At 34.6% G+C, this 16,563-nt stretch carries 20 protein-coding genes; 10 read left to right on the forward strand and 10 right to left on the reverse strand.

The features are described 5' to 3' along the window. Nucleotides 1-17 precede the first annotated feature (17 nt). Both priA and ACN5L8_RS11375 read left to right on the forward strand, forming a co-directional pair. Nucleotides 18-2,054 (forward strand): replication restart helicase PriA, encoded by a 2,037-nt coding sequence (gene priA / locus ACN5L8_RS11370; protein WP_419168201.1) that lies wholly within the window; start codon nucleotides 18-20, stop codon nucleotides 2,052-2,054. A gap of 6 nt (nucleotides 2,055-2,060) precedes the next feature. Beyond that, nucleotides 2,061-2,666: a LysE family translocator gene (locus ACN5L8_RS11375; RefSeq protein ID WP_419168202.1), complete on the forward strand. Its 606-nt coding sequence runs from the start codon at nucleotides 2,061-2,063 to the stop codon at nucleotides 2,664-2,666. A gap of 108 nt (nucleotides 2,667-2,774) precedes the next feature. On the opposite strand, the gene ACN5L8_RS11380 is transcribed toward ACN5L8_RS11375, so the two are convergent. Next, nucleotides 2,775-4,127: a D-alanyl-D-alanine carboxypeptidase gene (locus ACN5L8_RS11380; RefSeq protein ID WP_419168203.1), complete on the reverse strand. Its 1,353-nt coding sequence runs from the start codon at nucleotides 4,125-4,127 to the stop codon at nucleotides 2,775-2,777. Next, entirely contained in the window at nucleotides 4,127-4,366 is a 240-nt protein-coding gene (gene yidD, locus ACN5L8_RS11385; protein ID WP_419168581.1) for a membrane protein insertion efficiency factor YidD, read from the reverse strand. Before yidD ends, ACN5L8_RS11380 begins: the two co-directional genes overlap by 1 nt. Nucleotides 4,367-4,432: 66 nt before the next feature. On the opposite strand from yidD, the gene nth reads away from it, so the two are divergent. Genes nth through ACN5L8_RS11400 form a run of 3 tightly spaced genes read left to right on the forward strand, consistent with a single transcriptional unit; the run spans nucleotide 4,433 to nucleotide 6,562 of the window. After that, nucleotides 4,433-5,083: an endonuclease III gene (nth, locus tag ACN5L8_RS11390; RefSeq protein WP_334678151.1), complete on the forward strand. Its 651-nt coding sequence runs from the start codon at nucleotides 4,433-4,435 to the stop codon at nucleotides 5,081-5,083. Further along, complete coding sequence (locus tag ACN5L8_RS11395; RefSeq protein ID WP_114705341.1) at nucleotides 5,080-5,766, forward strand: alpha/beta hydrolase; 687 nt, start codon at nucleotides 5,080-5,082, stop codon at nucleotides 5,764-5,766. The genes nth and ACN5L8_RS11395 overlap by 4 nt, the downstream gene beginning before the upstream one ends. 4 nt (nucleotides 5,767-5,770) lie before the next feature. Beyond that, nucleotides 5,771-6,562 carry a DUF2797 domain-containing protein gene (locus ACN5L8_RS11400; protein WP_114706225.1) on the forward strand — a complete coding sequence of 264 codons (792 nt, stop codon included), beginning with the start codon at nucleotides 5,771-5,773 and terminating at the stop codon, nucleotides 6,560-6,562. Here the strand turns inward: ACN5L8_RS11400 and ACN5L8_RS11405 are convergent. Beyond that, on the reverse strand, nucleotides 6,559-6,873 hold the full coding sequence (locus ACN5L8_RS11405) for a hypothetical protein (RefSeq protein WP_419168204.1): 315 nt from the start codon (nucleotides 6,871-6,873) through the stop codon (nucleotides 6,559-6,561). The two genes, ACN5L8_RS11400 and ACN5L8_RS11405, sit on opposite strands and share 4 nt — an antisense overlap. Nucleotides 6,874-6,989: 116 nt before the next feature. Here ACN5L8_RS11405 and ACN5L8_RS11410 point away from each other — a divergent pair, with 116 nt between their 5' ends. Further along, complete coding sequence (locus ACN5L8_RS11410) at nucleotides 6,990-7,844, forward strand: alpha/beta fold hydrolase (protein WP_419173069.1); 855 nt, start codon at nucleotides 6,990-6,992, stop codon at nucleotides 7,842-7,844. Here the strand turns inward: ACN5L8_RS11410 and ACN5L8_RS11415 are convergent. Next, complete coding sequence (locus ACN5L8_RS11415; RefSeq protein ID WP_419173070.1) at nucleotides 7,841-8,506, reverse strand: type 1 glutamine amidotransferase; 666 nt, start codon at nucleotides 8,504-8,506, stop codon at nucleotides 7,841-7,843. The genes ACN5L8_RS11410 and ACN5L8_RS11415 overlap by 4 nt on opposite strands. A gap of 361 nt (nucleotides 8,507-8,867) precedes the next feature. Here ACN5L8_RS11415 and ACN5L8_RS11420 point away from each other — a divergent pair, with 361 nt between their 5' ends. Next, the gene (locus ACN5L8_RS11420) at nucleotides 8,868-9,314 is read left to right on the forward strand and encodes a hypothetical protein (RefSeq protein WP_114705337.1); all 447 of its coding nucleotides are present in this window, start codon (nucleotides 8,868-8,870) and stop codon (nucleotides 9,312-9,314) included. A gap of 12 nt (nucleotides 9,315-9,326) precedes the next feature. Here the strand turns inward: ACN5L8_RS11420 and ACN5L8_RS11425 are convergent, their stop codons facing one another. Continuing rightward, nucleotides 9,327-9,500: a hypothetical protein gene (locus ACN5L8_RS11425; protein WP_158536729.1), complete on the reverse strand. Its 174-nt coding sequence runs from the start codon at nucleotides 9,498-9,500 to the stop codon at nucleotides 9,327-9,329. Nucleotides 9,501-9,689: 189 nt separating this feature from the next. Continuing rightward, nucleotides 9,690-10,943 (reverse strand): M48 family metallopeptidase, encoded by a 1,254-nt coding sequence (locus ACN5L8_RS11430; RefSeq protein WP_412473664.1) that lies wholly within the window; start codon nucleotides 10,941-10,943, stop codon nucleotides 9,690-9,692. 70 nt (nucleotides 10,944-11,013) lie between these two features. On the opposite strand from ACN5L8_RS11430, the gene ACN5L8_RS11435 reads away from it, so the two are divergent. From ACN5L8_RS11435 to ACN5L8_RS11445, 3 genes are read left to right on the forward strand one after another with little or no spacing between them, the layout of a single operon-like run. Further along, nucleotides 11,014-11,733 (forward strand): hydroxyacylglutathione hydrolase C-terminal domain-containing protein, encoded by a 720-nt coding sequence (locus ACN5L8_RS11435; RefSeq protein ID WP_114705335.1) that lies wholly within the window; start codon nucleotides 11,014-11,016, stop codon nucleotides 11,731-11,733. Nucleotides 11,734-11,754: 21 nt separating this feature from the next. Next, a complete protein-coding gene (bcp, locus tag ACN5L8_RS11440; protein ID WP_114705334.1) occupies nucleotides 11,755-12,228 on the forward strand; it encodes a thioredoxin-dependent thiol peroxidase in 474 nt (157 codons plus the stop codon). A gap of 14 nt (nucleotides 12,229-12,242) precedes the next feature. Then, nucleotides 12,243-13,373 (forward strand): hypothetical protein, encoded by a 1,131-nt coding sequence (locus ACN5L8_RS11445; RefSeq protein ID WP_419173071.1) that lies wholly within the window; start codon nucleotides 12,243-12,245, stop codon nucleotides 13,371-13,373. 36 nt (nucleotides 13,374-13,409) lie between these two features. Here the strand turns inward: ACN5L8_RS11445 and ACN5L8_RS11450 are convergent, their stop codons facing one another. The 4 genes from ACN5L8_RS11450 to ACN5L8_RS11465 all read right to left on the reverse strand — a co-directional run bounded on the left by ACN5L8_RS11450 (nucleotide 13,410) and on the right by ACN5L8_RS11465 (nucleotide 16,482). Then, nucleotides 13,410-13,601, reverse strand: a complete 192-nt coding sequence (locus ACN5L8_RS11450) for a hypothetical protein (protein WP_419173072.1) — start codon at nucleotides 13,599-13,601, stop codon at nucleotides 13,410-13,412. 110 nt (nucleotides 13,602-13,711) lie between these two features. Continuing rightward, complete coding sequence (locus ACN5L8_RS11455; RefSeq protein ID WP_419173073.1) at nucleotides 13,712-14,704, reverse strand: hypothetical protein; 993 nt, start codon at nucleotides 14,702-14,704, stop codon at nucleotides 13,712-13,714. 79 nt (nucleotides 14,705-14,783) lie between these two features. Continuing rightward, nucleotides 14,784-16,160, reverse strand: coding sequence for a hypothetical protein (locus tag ACN5L8_RS11460; protein ID WP_334678157.1), 1,377 nt, complete (start codon nucleotides 16,158-16,160; stop codon nucleotides 14,784-14,786). Nucleotides 16,161-16,254: 94 nt separating this feature from the next. Further along, complete coding sequence (locus tag ACN5L8_RS11465) at nucleotides 16,255-16,482, reverse strand: DUF4911 domain-containing protein (protein ID WP_114705329.1); 228 nt, start codon at nucleotides 16,480-16,482, stop codon at nucleotides 16,255-16,257. Between the last annotated feature and the right edge of the window lie 81 nt (nucleotides 16,483-16,563).

The following is a 16,563-nucleotide window of genomic DNA, read 5'->3' on the forward strand; positions in this document are numbered from 1 at the left end:
TTTTAAAAATTATTCTTATGCAAGACGTTAACAAGCTGAACGCTCAACATTATTGCCAAGTCGCGGTCAACTATCCAAAGCTTCCAAGTATCTTAACCTATAAAACCTTAGGAGAGGAGATTCCTGTCGGCTCTCTTGTGGAAGTACCTTTGGGGAGACGAAAGGCCAAAGGTGTCGTGACAGAATTTAATATCTCTAATGAAGACCTTGAAGCAACTCTTGCAAAATACAAATTAAAACCTGTTAATGAAGTATTAGCTCCAGAGTTTAGCTTATCAAAAAGTGAAATGAAGCTTTATTCTTGGATGTCTCGCTATTATCACTATAATCTTGGACAGCTTGTTTGGGATTGTTTACCTAAGATTTTAAAGAGACCACGAGAAGTAGAGACAGAGTTTGGACTTAATCAAGACTTTGAACATGTATTAAGTCCTGACCAGAAACCAATTTATGAAAGTATAAGTGCAAGGCTTGAATCTGGCTTTGATCGCTTCCTTATTCATGGAGTAACGGGCTCTGGTAAGACGCTTATTTATCTTCATCTAATTAAAGAAGTATTAAAGAAAGGAAAGAGTGTTCTCTTTCTTCTTCCTGAAATTAATTTAACTCCTCAGTTTATGGAGACTTTTAAAAAGTATCTAGACTGCCCTGTACTTCCATATCATTCAGGAGTAACTCCTTCACATAAGAATTCAATTTGGAAGTTTTTAAAGAAGTCCGATCGTCCTGTTCTTCTAATGGGGGTACGCTCAAGTGTTTTTCTTCCTGTTGAAAATTTAGGCCTTGTTATTGTTGATGAAGAGCATGACAGCTCATTTAAACAAACAGATCGTTGTCCTTATAACGGAAGAGATGTGGCCATTAAAAAGGCTCAGCTCTTTAATGCACCAGTTGTTCTTGGTAGTGCCACTCCAAGCTTAGAAAATTATTATACGTTCACCCAACTTAAATCAGATAATTACTTTAAGTTAGAAAAGAGGGTCGCAGGCGGCTTTCCTGAAATCGAATTATTAGATTCACGCTCTCATGGACAGAAAAAAGATATGGATGCTCTATCGATTTGGCCTTTTGAGAAGAAGTCGATGGATATGATTAGCGAAGCTTTAGATCGTGATGAACAAGTCCTTGTCTTTGTAAATCGCCTTGGTTTTTCAAATTACCTCCAATGTCGTAGTTGTGGTTATAAATTCGAAGATCCAAATACAGGGGTTCCGCTTAGATACTTTAAAAATAAAAATATTCTTTCTAGCTCCCATTCTGATTATCAGATTCCTCGTCCTGAAATTTGTCCTGAGTGTGGAAATATGAACCTTCTCCAAAAAGGCTTTGGAACAGAGAGGTTACAAGAAGTTCTTCAAGACTTTTATCCTCAAAAGAAAATAGAGCGCTTTGATCGTGACGAAATAACAAATCTTGAAAAGCTAGAAGATAAATTGGAGCGTTTTCATAAAGGTGAAATTGACATCTTTGTCGGTACACAAATGCTATCGAAAGGTCACAATTTTAAAAAAGTAAATCTCGTTCTAATACTTGGAACAGATTCAATGTTAAACTTTCCAGACTTTAGGGCCATGGAAAAAGCATATCAGATGATTGTTCAAATTCTTGGAAGAGCGGGACGTTATTCAAATCATGCTAAGGTTGCGATTCAAACGATGCTTCCTGATAATACAATGTTTGATTTTATTAAGGCACATAGCTTCAATGGCTTCTATGATTATGAATTAAATACTCGAGAATTTGGTCTTTTTCCACCATATACGAAGATGGCAAATATCCATGTTTCAGGTCGAAATCGTGAAAAAATTATTTCTGATCTAACTCATGAAATTAATAGACTACGTATGCTAATAGATAAGATGGGAATCGATGCGCAGGTTTGGGGACCGACTCCAGCAATGATTGAACGACGTGCAAATTTATTTACTTGGAGTATGACTCTTATGTGTAAAAATGGAGGAGAGTTAAACCAAGTGTTGCAAGTTTTTAGATCTCAAAATAAAATCGATTATTCTTTTTCAGTTAAAATTGATGTCGACCCAATGGATACGTAAGCCCTTATGATAAGCAAAATTCTCACTAGTTTTATTTTTATTGTTGCACCTCTTGTGTACTCACCGGGGCCTGCCAACATAACCCTTGCTGGACTTGGCGGCACCTTTAGTTTCAAAAAGACGCTGCCTTTCATCTTAGGACTATGGCTTTCAACGATCTCTGGCCTACTAATTTGTCTTTATGGAGCGACTGACTTTATCATGAAGCACAAGACGCTCATGACATATCTTCCTGTTTTTGGAGCACTCTATTTATTCTATATGGCCTATAAGAGCTTAACGAGTATTAAAAAAATCTCAATTGAAGATAATCAAGAAGAAGATGAAAGTTTAAAAGGTCCATCATTTATTGAAGGTGTTATCTTTCAGGCCTTAAATCCTAAATTTTTAGTATTTACGATAAGTGTATATTCACCCTTCATAGATGAAGGAACACTTTTCCTTTCATTATTTAGTGTGATTTTATTTATAGGCGGGGCCAGTGCACACTTAGCGTGGTTCTTTTTAGGTAATCGTTTATCACATATTTTAGGTGGCAAAACAGCGCAATACTTCTTTGGTATCCTCCTGATTGGTGTTGGAATTTGGATGGTATCTTCTAGTCTTAAATAAGTGCCTATCGTTTTCTAAGCTCCCATACGCTCCTGTTGACGAATTTCAATAGATGAGATCGAAAAATTATTTCCATTATTGAAAAAAAGTAGATACTTAAGAGAAGTTCTACATTTGAAGTAAGAGAAGCTCGCTAAATCGTTCTTTAGCTCTACGCCAACCTTTAGCTTCTTCTCTGAGTCTTTCTGTCCTATTGGTATTCTTGCCATCGACTAACTTTCTTTTTTGCAAATTATTAATCATTATACAAAATGTTCTCTTTGTTTTTTCAAAACTTTGGCCACAGATATTATAGACATAATCGATGCTGCCTGTTTTATAGCGGAATTTCTCAAAGCCATCATCGTTAAGATATTTACGATGGAGAGAACCGCTATGCCCTGTGATTGAAAGTAAGTTGATGAAGTAATGACTACCAAATTTTTGATTTGCATTCTCTTGGATAAAGTCTACGATTTCTTTTGGTGTTATTCTTGTTTCTGTTGTCAGTCCTGAACTGTTTTCGATTTTACCTTTTGTTTTAATTTTAAGATCTTTAATCATTTTCTTTGCAGCATCTGCTAAGTTTTCCTTATTTGTTGCCTTCAAAGTTAAAGTCTCAATGAAAAGGTTATTAGAGTACTCCATGGCCAACTTAACAAGATCAAGAGAAGATGGTGACTTTATTGTATTAAGTCTTTTTGTCTCGCTTTGTTCTTTATTTGTAATCTTAATTCCTGAAATGCTTATACCTCTTTGCTCGAGTTGCTTTTTAAAATAGTAAGCATTAAATGCTAAAGAGTTTCTTATGGGTACTTCAACAAAGTAATCTTTTGTTTTCGTATATTGCCATTTTTCGATATCTTGAGACTTCTTATTCTGATTTTTAAAGCCAACACCTGGGCCAAGTGATTTCTGTGAACTTATTGTTTGAAAGCCATCATGTTTTGGGAAAATTGATTTCTGTGTTGAGCGTCCAATTGATTTAAAACGATTAAAATTTAGATTAAAGCCTGAAATACTTTGATTGTATGGTTGATCATCTAGACCTACGGTTCCAATGCGTTCAATATTTACGAAATTGTTAACCACCACAAGGTTACCATCTACTTTTTTTATTCCTTCTTGTGCAACAGATTCAATCAAGTCAAAGATTTGTGGTGTTAATAGGTATGGGTCTCCAGAAGTATTTAAAATGAGATCTCCCTTTAAAGTGCCATTTTCAATATCGCCACGATAGCTAATCGACGTACTAAAATGAAAATCTGTTCCAAGTTTATCGAGAATATAATATGCCGAGAAAATCTTAAAAATAGAGGCCGGTATTAAATTTTGATTTTCATTAGATGAAATTACTTTTCCATTTTCATCTGCAATGTAATAGCTCAGCGTGTCGCCTTTTTGTAGAAATTCTTTTTCTAGTTCCTTGATCGTGTTTGCACTAGTATTAAGGGCCAAGGCCAGAAGTAATATCTTGATCATTAATGTTTATCCTTGTGACTGCATTCTGGAAGTACGGGATCGTAACCTCCCTTTGACCATGGATGACAAGTTGCGACACGCTTTATTGTCTTCCAAGTTGCGATATGGAGTGGCAGTTTTTGATAAGCCTCTATTCCATATTGTGAACATGTCGGTGTATAGCGACAATTACTACCGAGAAATGGAGAGATTGCCATTTGATAAAAACGGATTAATTTGATGAATACGTATCTCATTATGCGTTATTTTAGCATTTTCATTCATAATTTGCTAAATTTTTGTGATCAAATTAATAGGAATAGAAAATGTTAAAACAAGAAAGAGCAGACTATATTGTAGAGGCCTTAGAAGAGCTTTATCCTGAGACACCTGTACCACTTGATCATACGAATGAGTTCACTTTGCTCATTGCAGTTCTTTTATCTGCGCAATGTACTGATGAAAGAGTTAATCAAGTGACTCCGGCCCTTTTTGCTAAAGCTGATAATGCTAGAGATATGATGAAATTATCTCAAGATGAAATTAAAGAGATCATCAAGCCTTGTGGACTTTCACCGAGAAAATCTAAGGCGATATACGACCTTTCAAGAATTCTTGTAAGTGAGCATGGTGGTGAAGTACCTGCTAGCTTTGAAGAGCTTGAAAAGCTACCTGGTGTAGGTCATAAAACTGCATCTGTTGTTATGGCACAAGCTTTTGATGTCCCAGCTTTTCCTGTTGATACTCATATTCATAGACTAGCTCAAAGATGGGGTCTGACAAAAGGAAAGAATGTCGTTCAAACAGAAGAAGATTGTAAGAAGCTTTTTCCTAGAGAGCTTTGGAATAAACTTCATCTTCAAATTATTTTCTATGGCCGAGAGTATTGTAAGGCAAGGTCATGTTTTGGCCTAGAGTGCCCAATCTGTCGCCACGTATATCCAAACCGTAAATCAAAAGTAGAGACAAAGAAATGAGAGTAACTCGAATTAATGATTTTGATATTCTATTACATGAAGGAAGCACAAAGAAGTCCGTCGTTGTACTGCATGGTTATGGTGCTAGCTTTCAGGACCTCGCTCCTTTATATCAATACCTAGATCCAAAAGAAGAGCTAAACTGGTACTTTGTTGATGGGCCTTTAAAAGTTGATATTGGCATGGGGATGAAAGGAAGTGCATGGTTTCCAATTGATATGATGGGACTGCAACAGGCAATGATGGCCCAAAGAGTAGAGGACTTCTTCTCTCAAGTGGTACCAGATGGAATTGAAGATATGCGAGACCGATTAATCCATCTTATAAAAGAAATTAAAAAGAATAGTGAAGAATTATACTTAGGTGGATTCTCACAAGGCTCAATGATGAGTTTAGCAATTGCATACAAAGAGCCTGCTCTTGTGGATCGCCTCTTTTTACTCTCTTCCACATTATTTGATGAAACACACATCGCTGAAAATACTAAACATATAAGACATATTCCTATTTTCCAATCTCATGGTACAGGTGATCCTGTTTTACCGTATTTTTTAAGTGAAAAACTTAAAACCTATTTGGAAAAAGTTGATCAATATGAATTTCATCATTTTGAAGGTGGCCATGAAATTCCGATGCCTATTTTAAATAAATTGCAACGCTTCTTAGAAGAAGGAAGAGAATAATATGATTAGTGGAAATATTAGAAAAATGAAATCAGAGCTAGGGGATGTCGTTCAATACCATCTTCCAATGGGAGATGAGCTTGTTGATATGAATGCTCTAATTGAAAAGAAGATCAAACTAAGTTTTGATGGTCAGATTAATTCAATTTACTCTGGTGAATTAATAAAGAAGTCATATTCTCAAGGTTATTCTTATAAAGAAATGATCACTCTTGCTCAATGTGACTCATGTATTGTGAAGCCTGAAAAGTGTCATTATCACAGGGGAACATGTCGTGAACCAGAATGGGGGGAAAAGCATTGTATGATCCCTCACTATGTTTATCTGGCCGTATCTAGTCATGTCAAAGTCGGTATAACTCGACACACTCAAATTCCTACTCGTTGGATAGATCAAGGAGCTAGTTATGCTCTGCCGATTTTACAGGTTCCAGACCGAAAGACATCTGGTGAAATTGAAGTCGAAATTGCAAAAAGTTTTTCTGATAAAACAAATTGGCGAAAGATGCTAATGAATGAGGTTGCAGACGAAGACTTAGAAATGATTAGAGATCAAATCTATGATGACTTTGCGGATTTAATCGATGACTTTGGTCTTGATGATTTAGAAGAAGAAGTAACACATATAAATTATCCTGTAGTGGAATATCCAACTAAAGTTAAGTCTCTTGGTTTTGATAAAAATCCTGTCATTGAAGGAACTTTAATGGGGATTAAAGGACAATATCTAATTTTAGATACAGGTTGTGTAAATATGCGAAAGCATGGTGGATACTTTTTAAATCTTGAGTATTAGATATCAAGTTCTAATTCTAATTCAGACTCTTTTGCGTGTTTGGCTATAAGGTCTTTTAAGCCTTTCGTAGAAATAATATGGTCTGTTAGTGAAAACTTATGCGAAAGAGGTATTGCACAGCCGTTGTCACATTTTGCATCAGTCGTTACAACGTGAACAGTTTGGACAGGCTTTTTATTATTGAAACTGGCCATCCATTGAAAATGCTCATGAATCTTATCTGAGATATTTTGTAAGATCTCATCTTTTCTATCAAGATTAAATAGAAAACGACCTGTATCTTTTTGGCGGCCGTTAACTAAAATATTCATGACGCCTTTTTCTTTTAAATGTACACTATTGCTTAAACACTTTGGACAAAACATTACTTTTCCTTAAATTTAAGTATAATTATAAGAGCTAAATAAAAAACAATAAAGGGTAAAATATGGAACCGATCAAAAGAGCTATTCCAATGCGTGATGGTGTCAAACTCTATACGGAAGTTGTCGAGCACGGTGCTAAGTATTGGTTGATTGCTAGTCATGGGATAGGTGAGCACTTAGGTCGTCATAAATACCTTAAAGAAGTCTTTGGTTTTGATGTCAATGTTTTCCAATACGATCTAAGGGGGCATGGCCGTAGTGGTGGTGAAAAAGCCTATATTGATCCTTTTGATCAGTTCATGGAAGATCTTAAAGACATTATTCAATACTTAAAAACAAATTATAAAATGGAAGGTTATATACTTTATGGTCATTCGATGGGGGCCCTTATTACTTGCGGCTTTGTTCAAAACTATTTGGGTGATGATATTGAAAACCTTAGGGCGATGATCGTTAATGCACCTCCTGTGGGAGTAGGTGGCCCACTTGGAAAATTTGTCAATAAAGTGAAATCTGGGTTTTTTAATAAATTAGCTAATATCAAAATGTCAGTACCACTTGGTGGACTAGTTGATCTCAATACTTTATCTCATCGAAATCAAGTTATTGAAGAGTTTAATAATGACCCTTTAAATCATAAGAAACTCCATACGAAATTATTACTAGAAATGGTCGCTAGTAGTAAGAAAATCTTTTCAAGACGTATTAACGATAAAGTTGAGAAGTATATTTCATATGGAACGGGTGATACTCTTATCAGTGTGCCAGAACTTGAAAAATATTTAAAAGAAGTAGATCCAAGCTTTACAGTAAGAACAATTGAAGGCGCACGTCACGAACAATATCAAGAAATCGAAAAGTATCGAGTTCCATACTTTAATTACTTAAGGGACTTGGTTAAAAGTTTAATTTTTTAAAGCTTGTCGATATATTCAATAAAGTTTTTAAATACTTTATGACCACCATCAAAACCAGCTTTTAATTTCTCAGCAGAGAGTTCCTGCTCAATATGATGATTAATAAAGTCTTGAGAAGCTTCAGGATGTCCTTGAAAACTAAAGAAGGGCAGATCCTTATGTGCAATGCCATCATAAATACAATCTTTAGACTGGGCCAAGTGAACAAAGTTTTCAGGAAGCTCTTTTACTTCGTAATGATGTGTAATAAATAACTCAAATTTCTCACCTTTAATAAATCCAAATTGATCTTCAAGTATCTCAAGCTCTCTTGTTCCTTCAAATAATTTATTATCAGGTGTTACCATATCAACCTGTGCTCCAAATATGTCTGCAATAAGTTGGTGGCCGAAGCAAATTCCTAAAACAGGAATTCCATTTTCCATTTTTGATTTCATTCTTTTAGCAAGATCAATCTGCCACTTAAGTCGTTGATATACATTTGAATCAGAACCAAAGATGATATATCCACTTGCTTCTTCTATCTTATCAAGAGATTCACAGCCAAATTTTGAAACCCAGTGGTAAGTAAAGGGCCTATTAAATTTTTGTATTATTTGGTTCATACAATTGTATGAAGGATTCTCAATAGAGCAGTCGATAATAGCAATTGGCGATTTCATTTTTATCAATTTCCTATGGTTTTAACTTACAGGATTGTATGGTCAAAATTATTAAGTGTCAGCGAAAATTGAAAGTTTAATTATTGTAAAAACTAAACAGGCCCGTAATTTTGGCGATTTTATCAATCATAAGAAACTAAACTCGATTCGTTTTATTGAAAAGGCCTTAGTTTATATGGTTAACTTAATTTTTTGTGCTTATGTGATTTCAAGCATTTCAATATCCATTTTGACATTAAGTTAAATAATCTTTGAAAACTTGAGTTAAGTCATTAATTTTAGGTGGATTCTAACTAAAATCAAGTTAAAGTTCTGCTAAAATTAACCCGATAATTAAATAAGGATTTTTGTGAGGTAAATTTTGTCTACAGCAAAGAAATTAGATTCTGAAATACAAGAAGAAACAAATAACGTGGCCGAAGAAGCTGCGGCAAATGTTCTTGAGTTTTCAATTACTAGACAGATTCAAGATGTTGATCTTTCAAAGTTAGGTGAGAGTCCTGAGGACTCGACGGGAAGTCTTACCAATATTAATAGTGGAGCTCAACCTGTTGGAGAGGTTACTCATACTCAAATTCTAAATTTAGCAAAAGCAAATAACGAGGTGGATGTTTTAGAGGCACAAGTTAAACTTATTGCACTCTTTGTTTCAGAGGCCCGTATTCTAGAAGCTGAATTAAATAAGTATATTCATGCTATCCATAAACAAAGCCCTCAATCAAAGAAGTATCTTCTTCAGATGAAAAAGGTTGTGAAGGACTTTTCAAATATTGAAAAGATTTTAGATAAGGCAAAATCAGTTAAGTAATCTAAAAATAGATTAGTTTACTTTCTTTGAAGTCTCTTTCTTATCTTTACCATCATTTTGCTTTGAACCCTTTCCATCTTTACCTGGACCTTGATCCTCAACTGGAATACTCTTTAATTGACTTGCATAAGTCGTCGTTGAAAAAACTAGGCAAGAGAGTACTGTAAGAGCAATAAAAATCTTCATATTAAACCTCAATGAATAAAACAATTATCTTAAGAATATTTGGCTAATAAAATAAAGACAAATAGTTAAATGCAATGAGTAATTTAATTTTGTATATGTCAGAAAACAGAGGGAATCTTACAGAAAACTAGATTTAAATTGAAGTGAGGTAAGCCTGATCGGTGTCAAACTTACCCCTTTATAAAATACTTATTTAATAAAAGTTTCTAAGAACTTAACTCTAGTTAGTGCTGGTGGGTGAGAGTGATAGAAAGCACTGTAGAGAGGATCTGGTGTTAATGTACTAGCATTGTCCTTATACATCTTTACAAGAGCATTAATAAGCTCTTGAGGGTTTGAATTTTGAGAAGCAAACTCATCTGCTTCAAATTCATATTTTCTTGATGCCCAAGAAGAGATTGGAGTAATAAAGAAAGTGTAAACACCACTAACAAGTATAAATAGAGTTAGTGCCATGTAAGTTTCACTTGAATGAACTCCATGCATTTCAAAAAACCAAGTTGTTTGCATAAGTTGACCTAGTATAAAGAGGCCAAGAAAGCTGAAGACAAATGCTTTAATCATCATTTTCAGTATGTGCTTACGCTTAAAGTGTCCTAGCTCGTGGGCCAATACTGCCTCAACTTCAGTAGCATTTAAGCTATTAATTAAAGTATCAAAGAAGACAATTCTCTTATTCTTACCAAAGCCTGTGAAGTATGCATTTCCATGGCCACTTCTACGTGAAGCATCCATAACAAATAGTCCCTTACTTTCAAAGTCGACTCTTTTTAGTAGTGCAAGAATTCTATCTTTTATTTCACCATCTTCTAGTTCAGTAAATTTATTAAAAATTGGAGCAATAAAGGTTGGGTAGATCCACATTAGTAGAAGTTGAAAAATTGATAGGAATGCCCAAGCATAGGCCCACCAATACTCACCAAGAGATTCCATAATCCATAGGATCCCATAGATAAGTGGAGTTCCTATAATGAGGCCAAGAATTGATCCTTTTAGCATATCTGTGATGAATGTCTTTATTGTCGTCTTATTAAATCCATACTTCTCTTCAATAACAAAAGTCGTATAAAGAGATTCTGGCAGTGACAGGATCGAATTAATGAAACTAAAGGCCAATAAAAAAACCGTTCCGGTTAGTAGGGGAGATAATTCAAATGACGTAATCGTTTTATTAAGAGCATCTAATCCACCAAGTAATGTCCAACCGATCAGGATAATATAGCCAATAAAATTAAATAATTGACCTTTGTTTAACTTCTCCATTGAATAGCGGGCAGCTTTTTGGTGATCTTCTAAAGTGATCTTATCTGCAAACTCTTCTGGTACCTGATTAAAGTTTTTACCAATATGCTTAATATTTCTTTTATCAAGATATGCTTCAACAAGTCCTTTTAGACATACTGCAGAAATGAATATTTTTGATGCCATCGAAAGATTGACCATATGCTTCCTTTTTTTAACTTCTATAATTGTTATGACCTATATATCATGACAAAAAAAAAGGTATTTGCCTATGAATGTTCATCAAATTTATACGGATTCTCCGCTTCGAAACTACAATTACATTGTCGAGCTAGGCAATGGGGAAGTTGCTGTTGTGGATCCAATTTATCCAAAGTTAGTAAATGAGTGGTTGGTGGAAAACAACCGCGTTTTAGCTGTTGTTCTTTTGTCCCATGGCCATCATGATCACGTTGCTGGTGTTGATGAGTTAGTTCAACAACATGGTGCTCAAATCTGGGGACATAAAGATAGCTACAAGAAAATAGATCGCATTCTAGAAGACGGTGAGAAGATATCCACTGCACTTGGAGAGATGGAAGTTATCGAAACTCCAGGCCATACGATGGATCATCTATGTTTTCTATTTTATGAATCGGGTAAGCAGGTTGAAATAATCACAATGGATACTGTTTTCAATGCCGGAATTGGAAATTGTAAAAATGGTGGAAACCTCGATGTATTTGTAGAAACAATCTTAGATTTGAATGAGAAGGTTGAAGATCAAGTGATTCTATGGCCTGGTCATGACTATATCGAAAATAACTTACGCTTCACTCTTAGCATTGAACCTGAAAATGAAGACGCAAAAGAGCTTCTTGAACAAGTTCACAAAGAAGGAAGTGTTAAGTTTCGAACAAATTTTGCAACTGAGCGGAAAGTGAATTTGTTTTTGATGACGAAAGATGTAGAAGAGATTAAGAAATTGAGAAACAAACGAGATAAATGGTAAAAATTAAATAGGAGAGTTGATATGAGTTTTCCAAAAATTGGAAATATGGCGCCAGCATTTACACTTAAAAATCAAGACGAAGAAAAAGTAAGCTTAAAAGACTTTAAGGGTGAGAAAAATGTTGTTCTTTACTTCTACCCAAAGGCCATGACACCTGGTTGTACGACTCAGGCTTGTGGAATTAGAGATTATAAGAAGAAATTTGCAAATGCTGATACTGTTGTTCTAGGAGTATCTCCAGATGAGCCTAAAAGGCTTGTACGCTTTATAGAAAAACAAAAACTTAATTTTGACCTTCTTTCAGATCCTGATCACAAGATTATGGATAAGTATGGTGTTTGGGGCCTTAAGAAATTTATGGGTAAAGAATACATGGGTGTGATGAGAACAACTTTTATCATTGGCAAAGACGGTCGTCTGAAATATGTAATGGATAAAGTTAAAACAAAGTCACATCATGACGATGTCCTTGATTGGATTAAAGAAAATCTATAGACACTGGGAATTGTATGAAAATTTTAATTTTATTCTTACTTGTAAGCTCAAGCTTTGCTTCAACAATAGAGATTATGTCTTATAACGTTGAGAATCTTTTTGATGCTCAAAAAGATGAAGGCAAGAACGACTGGGCCTATCTTCCAAAGAATACAAAAGGGAAGAAAGAAGCCTGTGCAAAAGTTAAATCAAAATATCGCCGTAATGAATGTTTTGATGCTGACTGGACTCAGGAAAAAGTTGATATGAAACTCTCTCAAATTAAAGATGTTATCTTAAAAGAGAGAAAGAAACTTCCAGGAATTCTTGTTCTTTCGGAAATTGAAAATGCAAATGTTATTGGCCAACTTGCAAAGGTCTTAGGATATAAGAAGTACTACACATCTAATTCTCCTGATTACCGTGGAGTTGATCTTGCTGTTCTTTTTAATGAATCATCGGATTTAAAATATGTTGGAAGTAAAGAGCATGTTTTAAAAGATGAATATTTTAAGAAGAGACCTTCTAGAAATATTTTTGAAACTCAATTTAAACTAAAGGGAAAGGATCTTTATATCTTTGCTAATCACTGGCCAAGTTTAGGTAATCCTGATCACGCTAGAGTTGTAGCTGCTAAGACATTGAAGATGCGTATTGATGAAATCCTAAAGAAGAATACTAAGGCTTCTGTTGTTGCTGTGGGTGACTTCAATACAATTCCAGAGTTAAAAGCTGCTGATAATAAGCACCCAATGAGGGATGTTCTTTTAAAAGATAAAACAATCGTTGATGTCGAAAAGACTTTCAGAGCTGATAAATCACTTAGTAGTAAGAAAAAGCTTCCTCCGGGGACATATTTTTACAAAAGAGGTGGGCAGTGGAATCACCTTGATAGAGTCTTTGTTCCAAAAACGATGTTAGATGAGAAGGCCCCTATTAGTTTAGTTCTTGGATCTTATCAGATTTATGCACCTGACTTTATCAGAGAGCCTCAACCTGCAACTGTAGTAGAGGAAGATATTGAAGAAATGAGAGATCGTGGATTTAAGCTTTATGAACAAAAGAAAATTGAAACGCCTCCAAATCGTTATGATCACCTTGCTAAGAAAAAACAAAAAGCAGGGTTCTCAGATCACTTTCCAATTGTATTTGAATTAAAATATTAGAATAAAAAAAAGGGCCATGATTGGCCCTTTCTTATTTTATTTACCATAAACACTTAAGAAATATTGATATGTACATTCTCTTGTTACACCGTTTTTAGTGTATTGATCTTCATAGTGATCTCTACATCTTTTCATAAAGTTACGAGCAGAATTATCTTCTTTTCTTCTTCCACGAAACTCAAATTGAACCCCAGCATAATTTGAAGTAACAATTGGATGAATCGACATATCCCACTTTTCGTTTCTGACCTAAACTAAGTATTAAACTGTTTAGTATGTAGTATTTCTACCTATAACTAAAATTTAGACGATTTTATTTAGTTCGTGATTTAAGTGGGTTACGGAATGTTTAGAAGACGTGCCATTTCATAATAAGCTTGCGCAGACTTGAAGCGCTCAAATTTATAAAATCTCTTCTGAAAGCTTCTCTCATGTCTTTTTCTTTCTAGTAGAACAGCTGTACCAACTTCAGCAAACATTTCAGTAGGTGAGACTGTGGAGTAGTCAGAAGGAAAGTTATCGTACTTCATCAAAGGATTTTTATCTGTATTAATAAGAGTTGCTTCAACTAGATTATATGAAGTTTCTTGTTGATCACAATTATGCTGATAAGTTAGTTCGCCATCTTTATTATTCCATCCGACCTCATTTACAAAGTGATTGTAGAGCTCAGGCATTTCTTGAGCGATAAAGTGGAAGTACTCATGTGTAAGAGTTAGACTAAATTCATTAAAATCTTTTAAATGGTTCTTGTAGAGAATCAATTGTTTCCATTCTTTTTCATAAAGGCCACGGGTCATAAATTGATCTTTACTTTGTGTTTCAAGCACAATGAACTTTAGATTATCAGTAGTCGAAGTTAACTCTAATTGAAGCAGCTCTTTTATGGCGGTCAATTCCTTCAGGTTTGTCTTGGCAGCGGGAATAATAAGAATATTATATGTAACAAATACATCTCGTTGAATAATTGCTGCATAATCTCTTTCTTGTTCATCAATATTTAAACTGTAGTTAAAGTCTATGAAGTCTGCAATTCCATCTTTATCTTGGTCTTCACCTTGTTCAGTTGATAATGTTGGAAACTCATCTGCAATATTATCAACTCCATCCCCATCAATATCATTGTCAATACTGTCTGGAGTTCCATCTAAGTCTTGATCTAGAAAAAGGAAGAAGTCGTTATTTCTTATTACTTCCATCTCAAGTATTTTTGAGTCTATTTTATATTTTAGTCTTAAGTTAATATTTTTATAAACTTCTTTAGAGATTCTATCAAAAGAATCAAGTGCAATTGAATAATTAGAGGATGCAATAAATATAAAAAAACTCATTAAGGCATAGTTTATATACCTTAATGGAGTCTTCTTATAATTTAGTGATTTTTTAATCTTCATTTATGCCCTTTATATCCTAGTGATAGTGAGCTGCCCAAATATCTGCCCAAGCTTCAATAAATCCACCATGACCACCAACAAGTGCATATGATAGGATTGCAGCAGGGAAGTAAAAAGGTCCAAGTAAAGCTGATTGTTTCGCGTGTCCTGCTTCATGCCCTGAAGCGAACCTATGGCCAGTACAGAAGTCTAACTCAAAAAGACCAGCAGACATTTTACTTGGTATATATCCAAGCCCACAAACATCAGCATAGATTTGCATTTTAGAAGCTGAAATTGCTAAGCGTGGAAGATCGAAGTTAATCATTCTCATGTAGCGATATGGTGTTACTGTTTCTAAGAAACTTAGGAAAAGGTTTACACCACGGCTAACTGGAACAAGTAGAACTTTCGTTGCAACAAATGCTCCACCAATCATCGTATTGATCAGACCCCATGAGAGATTTGAAGCAATAACAAATAAGTGCATTAGTGGGTGATCTGGATTTGCCGGATCAAAGAGTAATGACTTCTTACCAAATGTTGAATCAAAAGAGGCTAGGGCCTTATCAAACTCTTCTTGCTGCTCTTTTGTTAAGGCCTCTTTTTTATACTCATTGAATTTCTGTATCTTTTCAGAGTTTTCTTGTTTTCCAGAGTTTAAGAGATTATTAATATTTTCACTAATTGCCTCTGGAAGAATATTATGGTCTCTCATGGCCTTAAGTTTCTTTAGTGTTTTCTCAGCATCTTTATCAATAATTTTCATCATACCGATATAGGCCATATGCTGCTGAAGAACTTCTAGTTTGAATTCTTCATCATTTTCACTAAATCGCTTCATATTTTTACTTGAAAGTTTTTCGATATAATTAATAGATCGCTTAGCATAGCCTTCACTTAGGTTTCTTAGGTATGTTAGAGAATAAAGAGCAAGGACTTCATTTTGTGCAATCTGCTCAGGAGAATTCTCAAGTCTATTAAATTGATTTTTTTTGTATGAATTCTTTCCTGCTTCATAGGTAATAGCATGAATATCCATCGTAAGCTTCTTAACATCAGACATCCACTTTTTGATCTTGGCCTTACTTTCTTCGTATTTTTCAACGGTTCTTACTCGACGTGTGCGATCATTTGCGCCAAAAGTGCGCTTCGAATTTGTCCATGTTTCAAGTTTTGGAGCTTTATTGATAAGATGAGCAATTCTTTCAGCTTTAAACTGAAGATCATTTGCCATGACTAATTTTCCATCATTTAGTGATGATTTAGGTGCAACCTGAAGTGTTGCTTTAAAATCTTCAAAATGATTGTTTATACCTTTGTTTGTAACAACCTTACAAGATGCCATCTGTAGGCAGGCCAGAATGCATAAAGAAGTACTAATGGCCTTCTTTAGTTTAGGGGATGGGGACATAATCTCTCCTTTATATTTATAAAGCTTTGCGAGTTATATCACTTTCATTAAATTTTATTAGAATACTTGAAAATTTGTTAAAACTGTTCAGATTTTAGTCAATAAACTCAAGCTCGATTTCTTTTCCAAGTTTATTAAGTAGTTGGACAACTTCTTCTTTAAGGCTAGGGTGTGCTTGAACAATAATATCACGGTGACCTTCGTGTTTATCGCCTTCAATAGTTGAGTAAAAACATAGTCCTTCGTTGGCCTCTAGTTGAAAATAAAAATAGGCTGATTCTTTCTTTGGAACTCGTACTATTGTTTTAAATATTTCACTCATAAAATACTCGACTACTTTGTTTTTATCGTTGGAAGACTTTGCCTATCCACGAAATTTCATTGACTTAAACGCTTTGTAACC

Source organism: Halobacteriovorax sp., assembly GCF_048381875.1.
GTDB lineage: Bacteria > Bdellovibrionota > Bacteriovoracia > Bacteriovoracales > Bacteriovoracaceae > Halobacteriovorax_A > Halobacteriovorax_A vibrionivorans.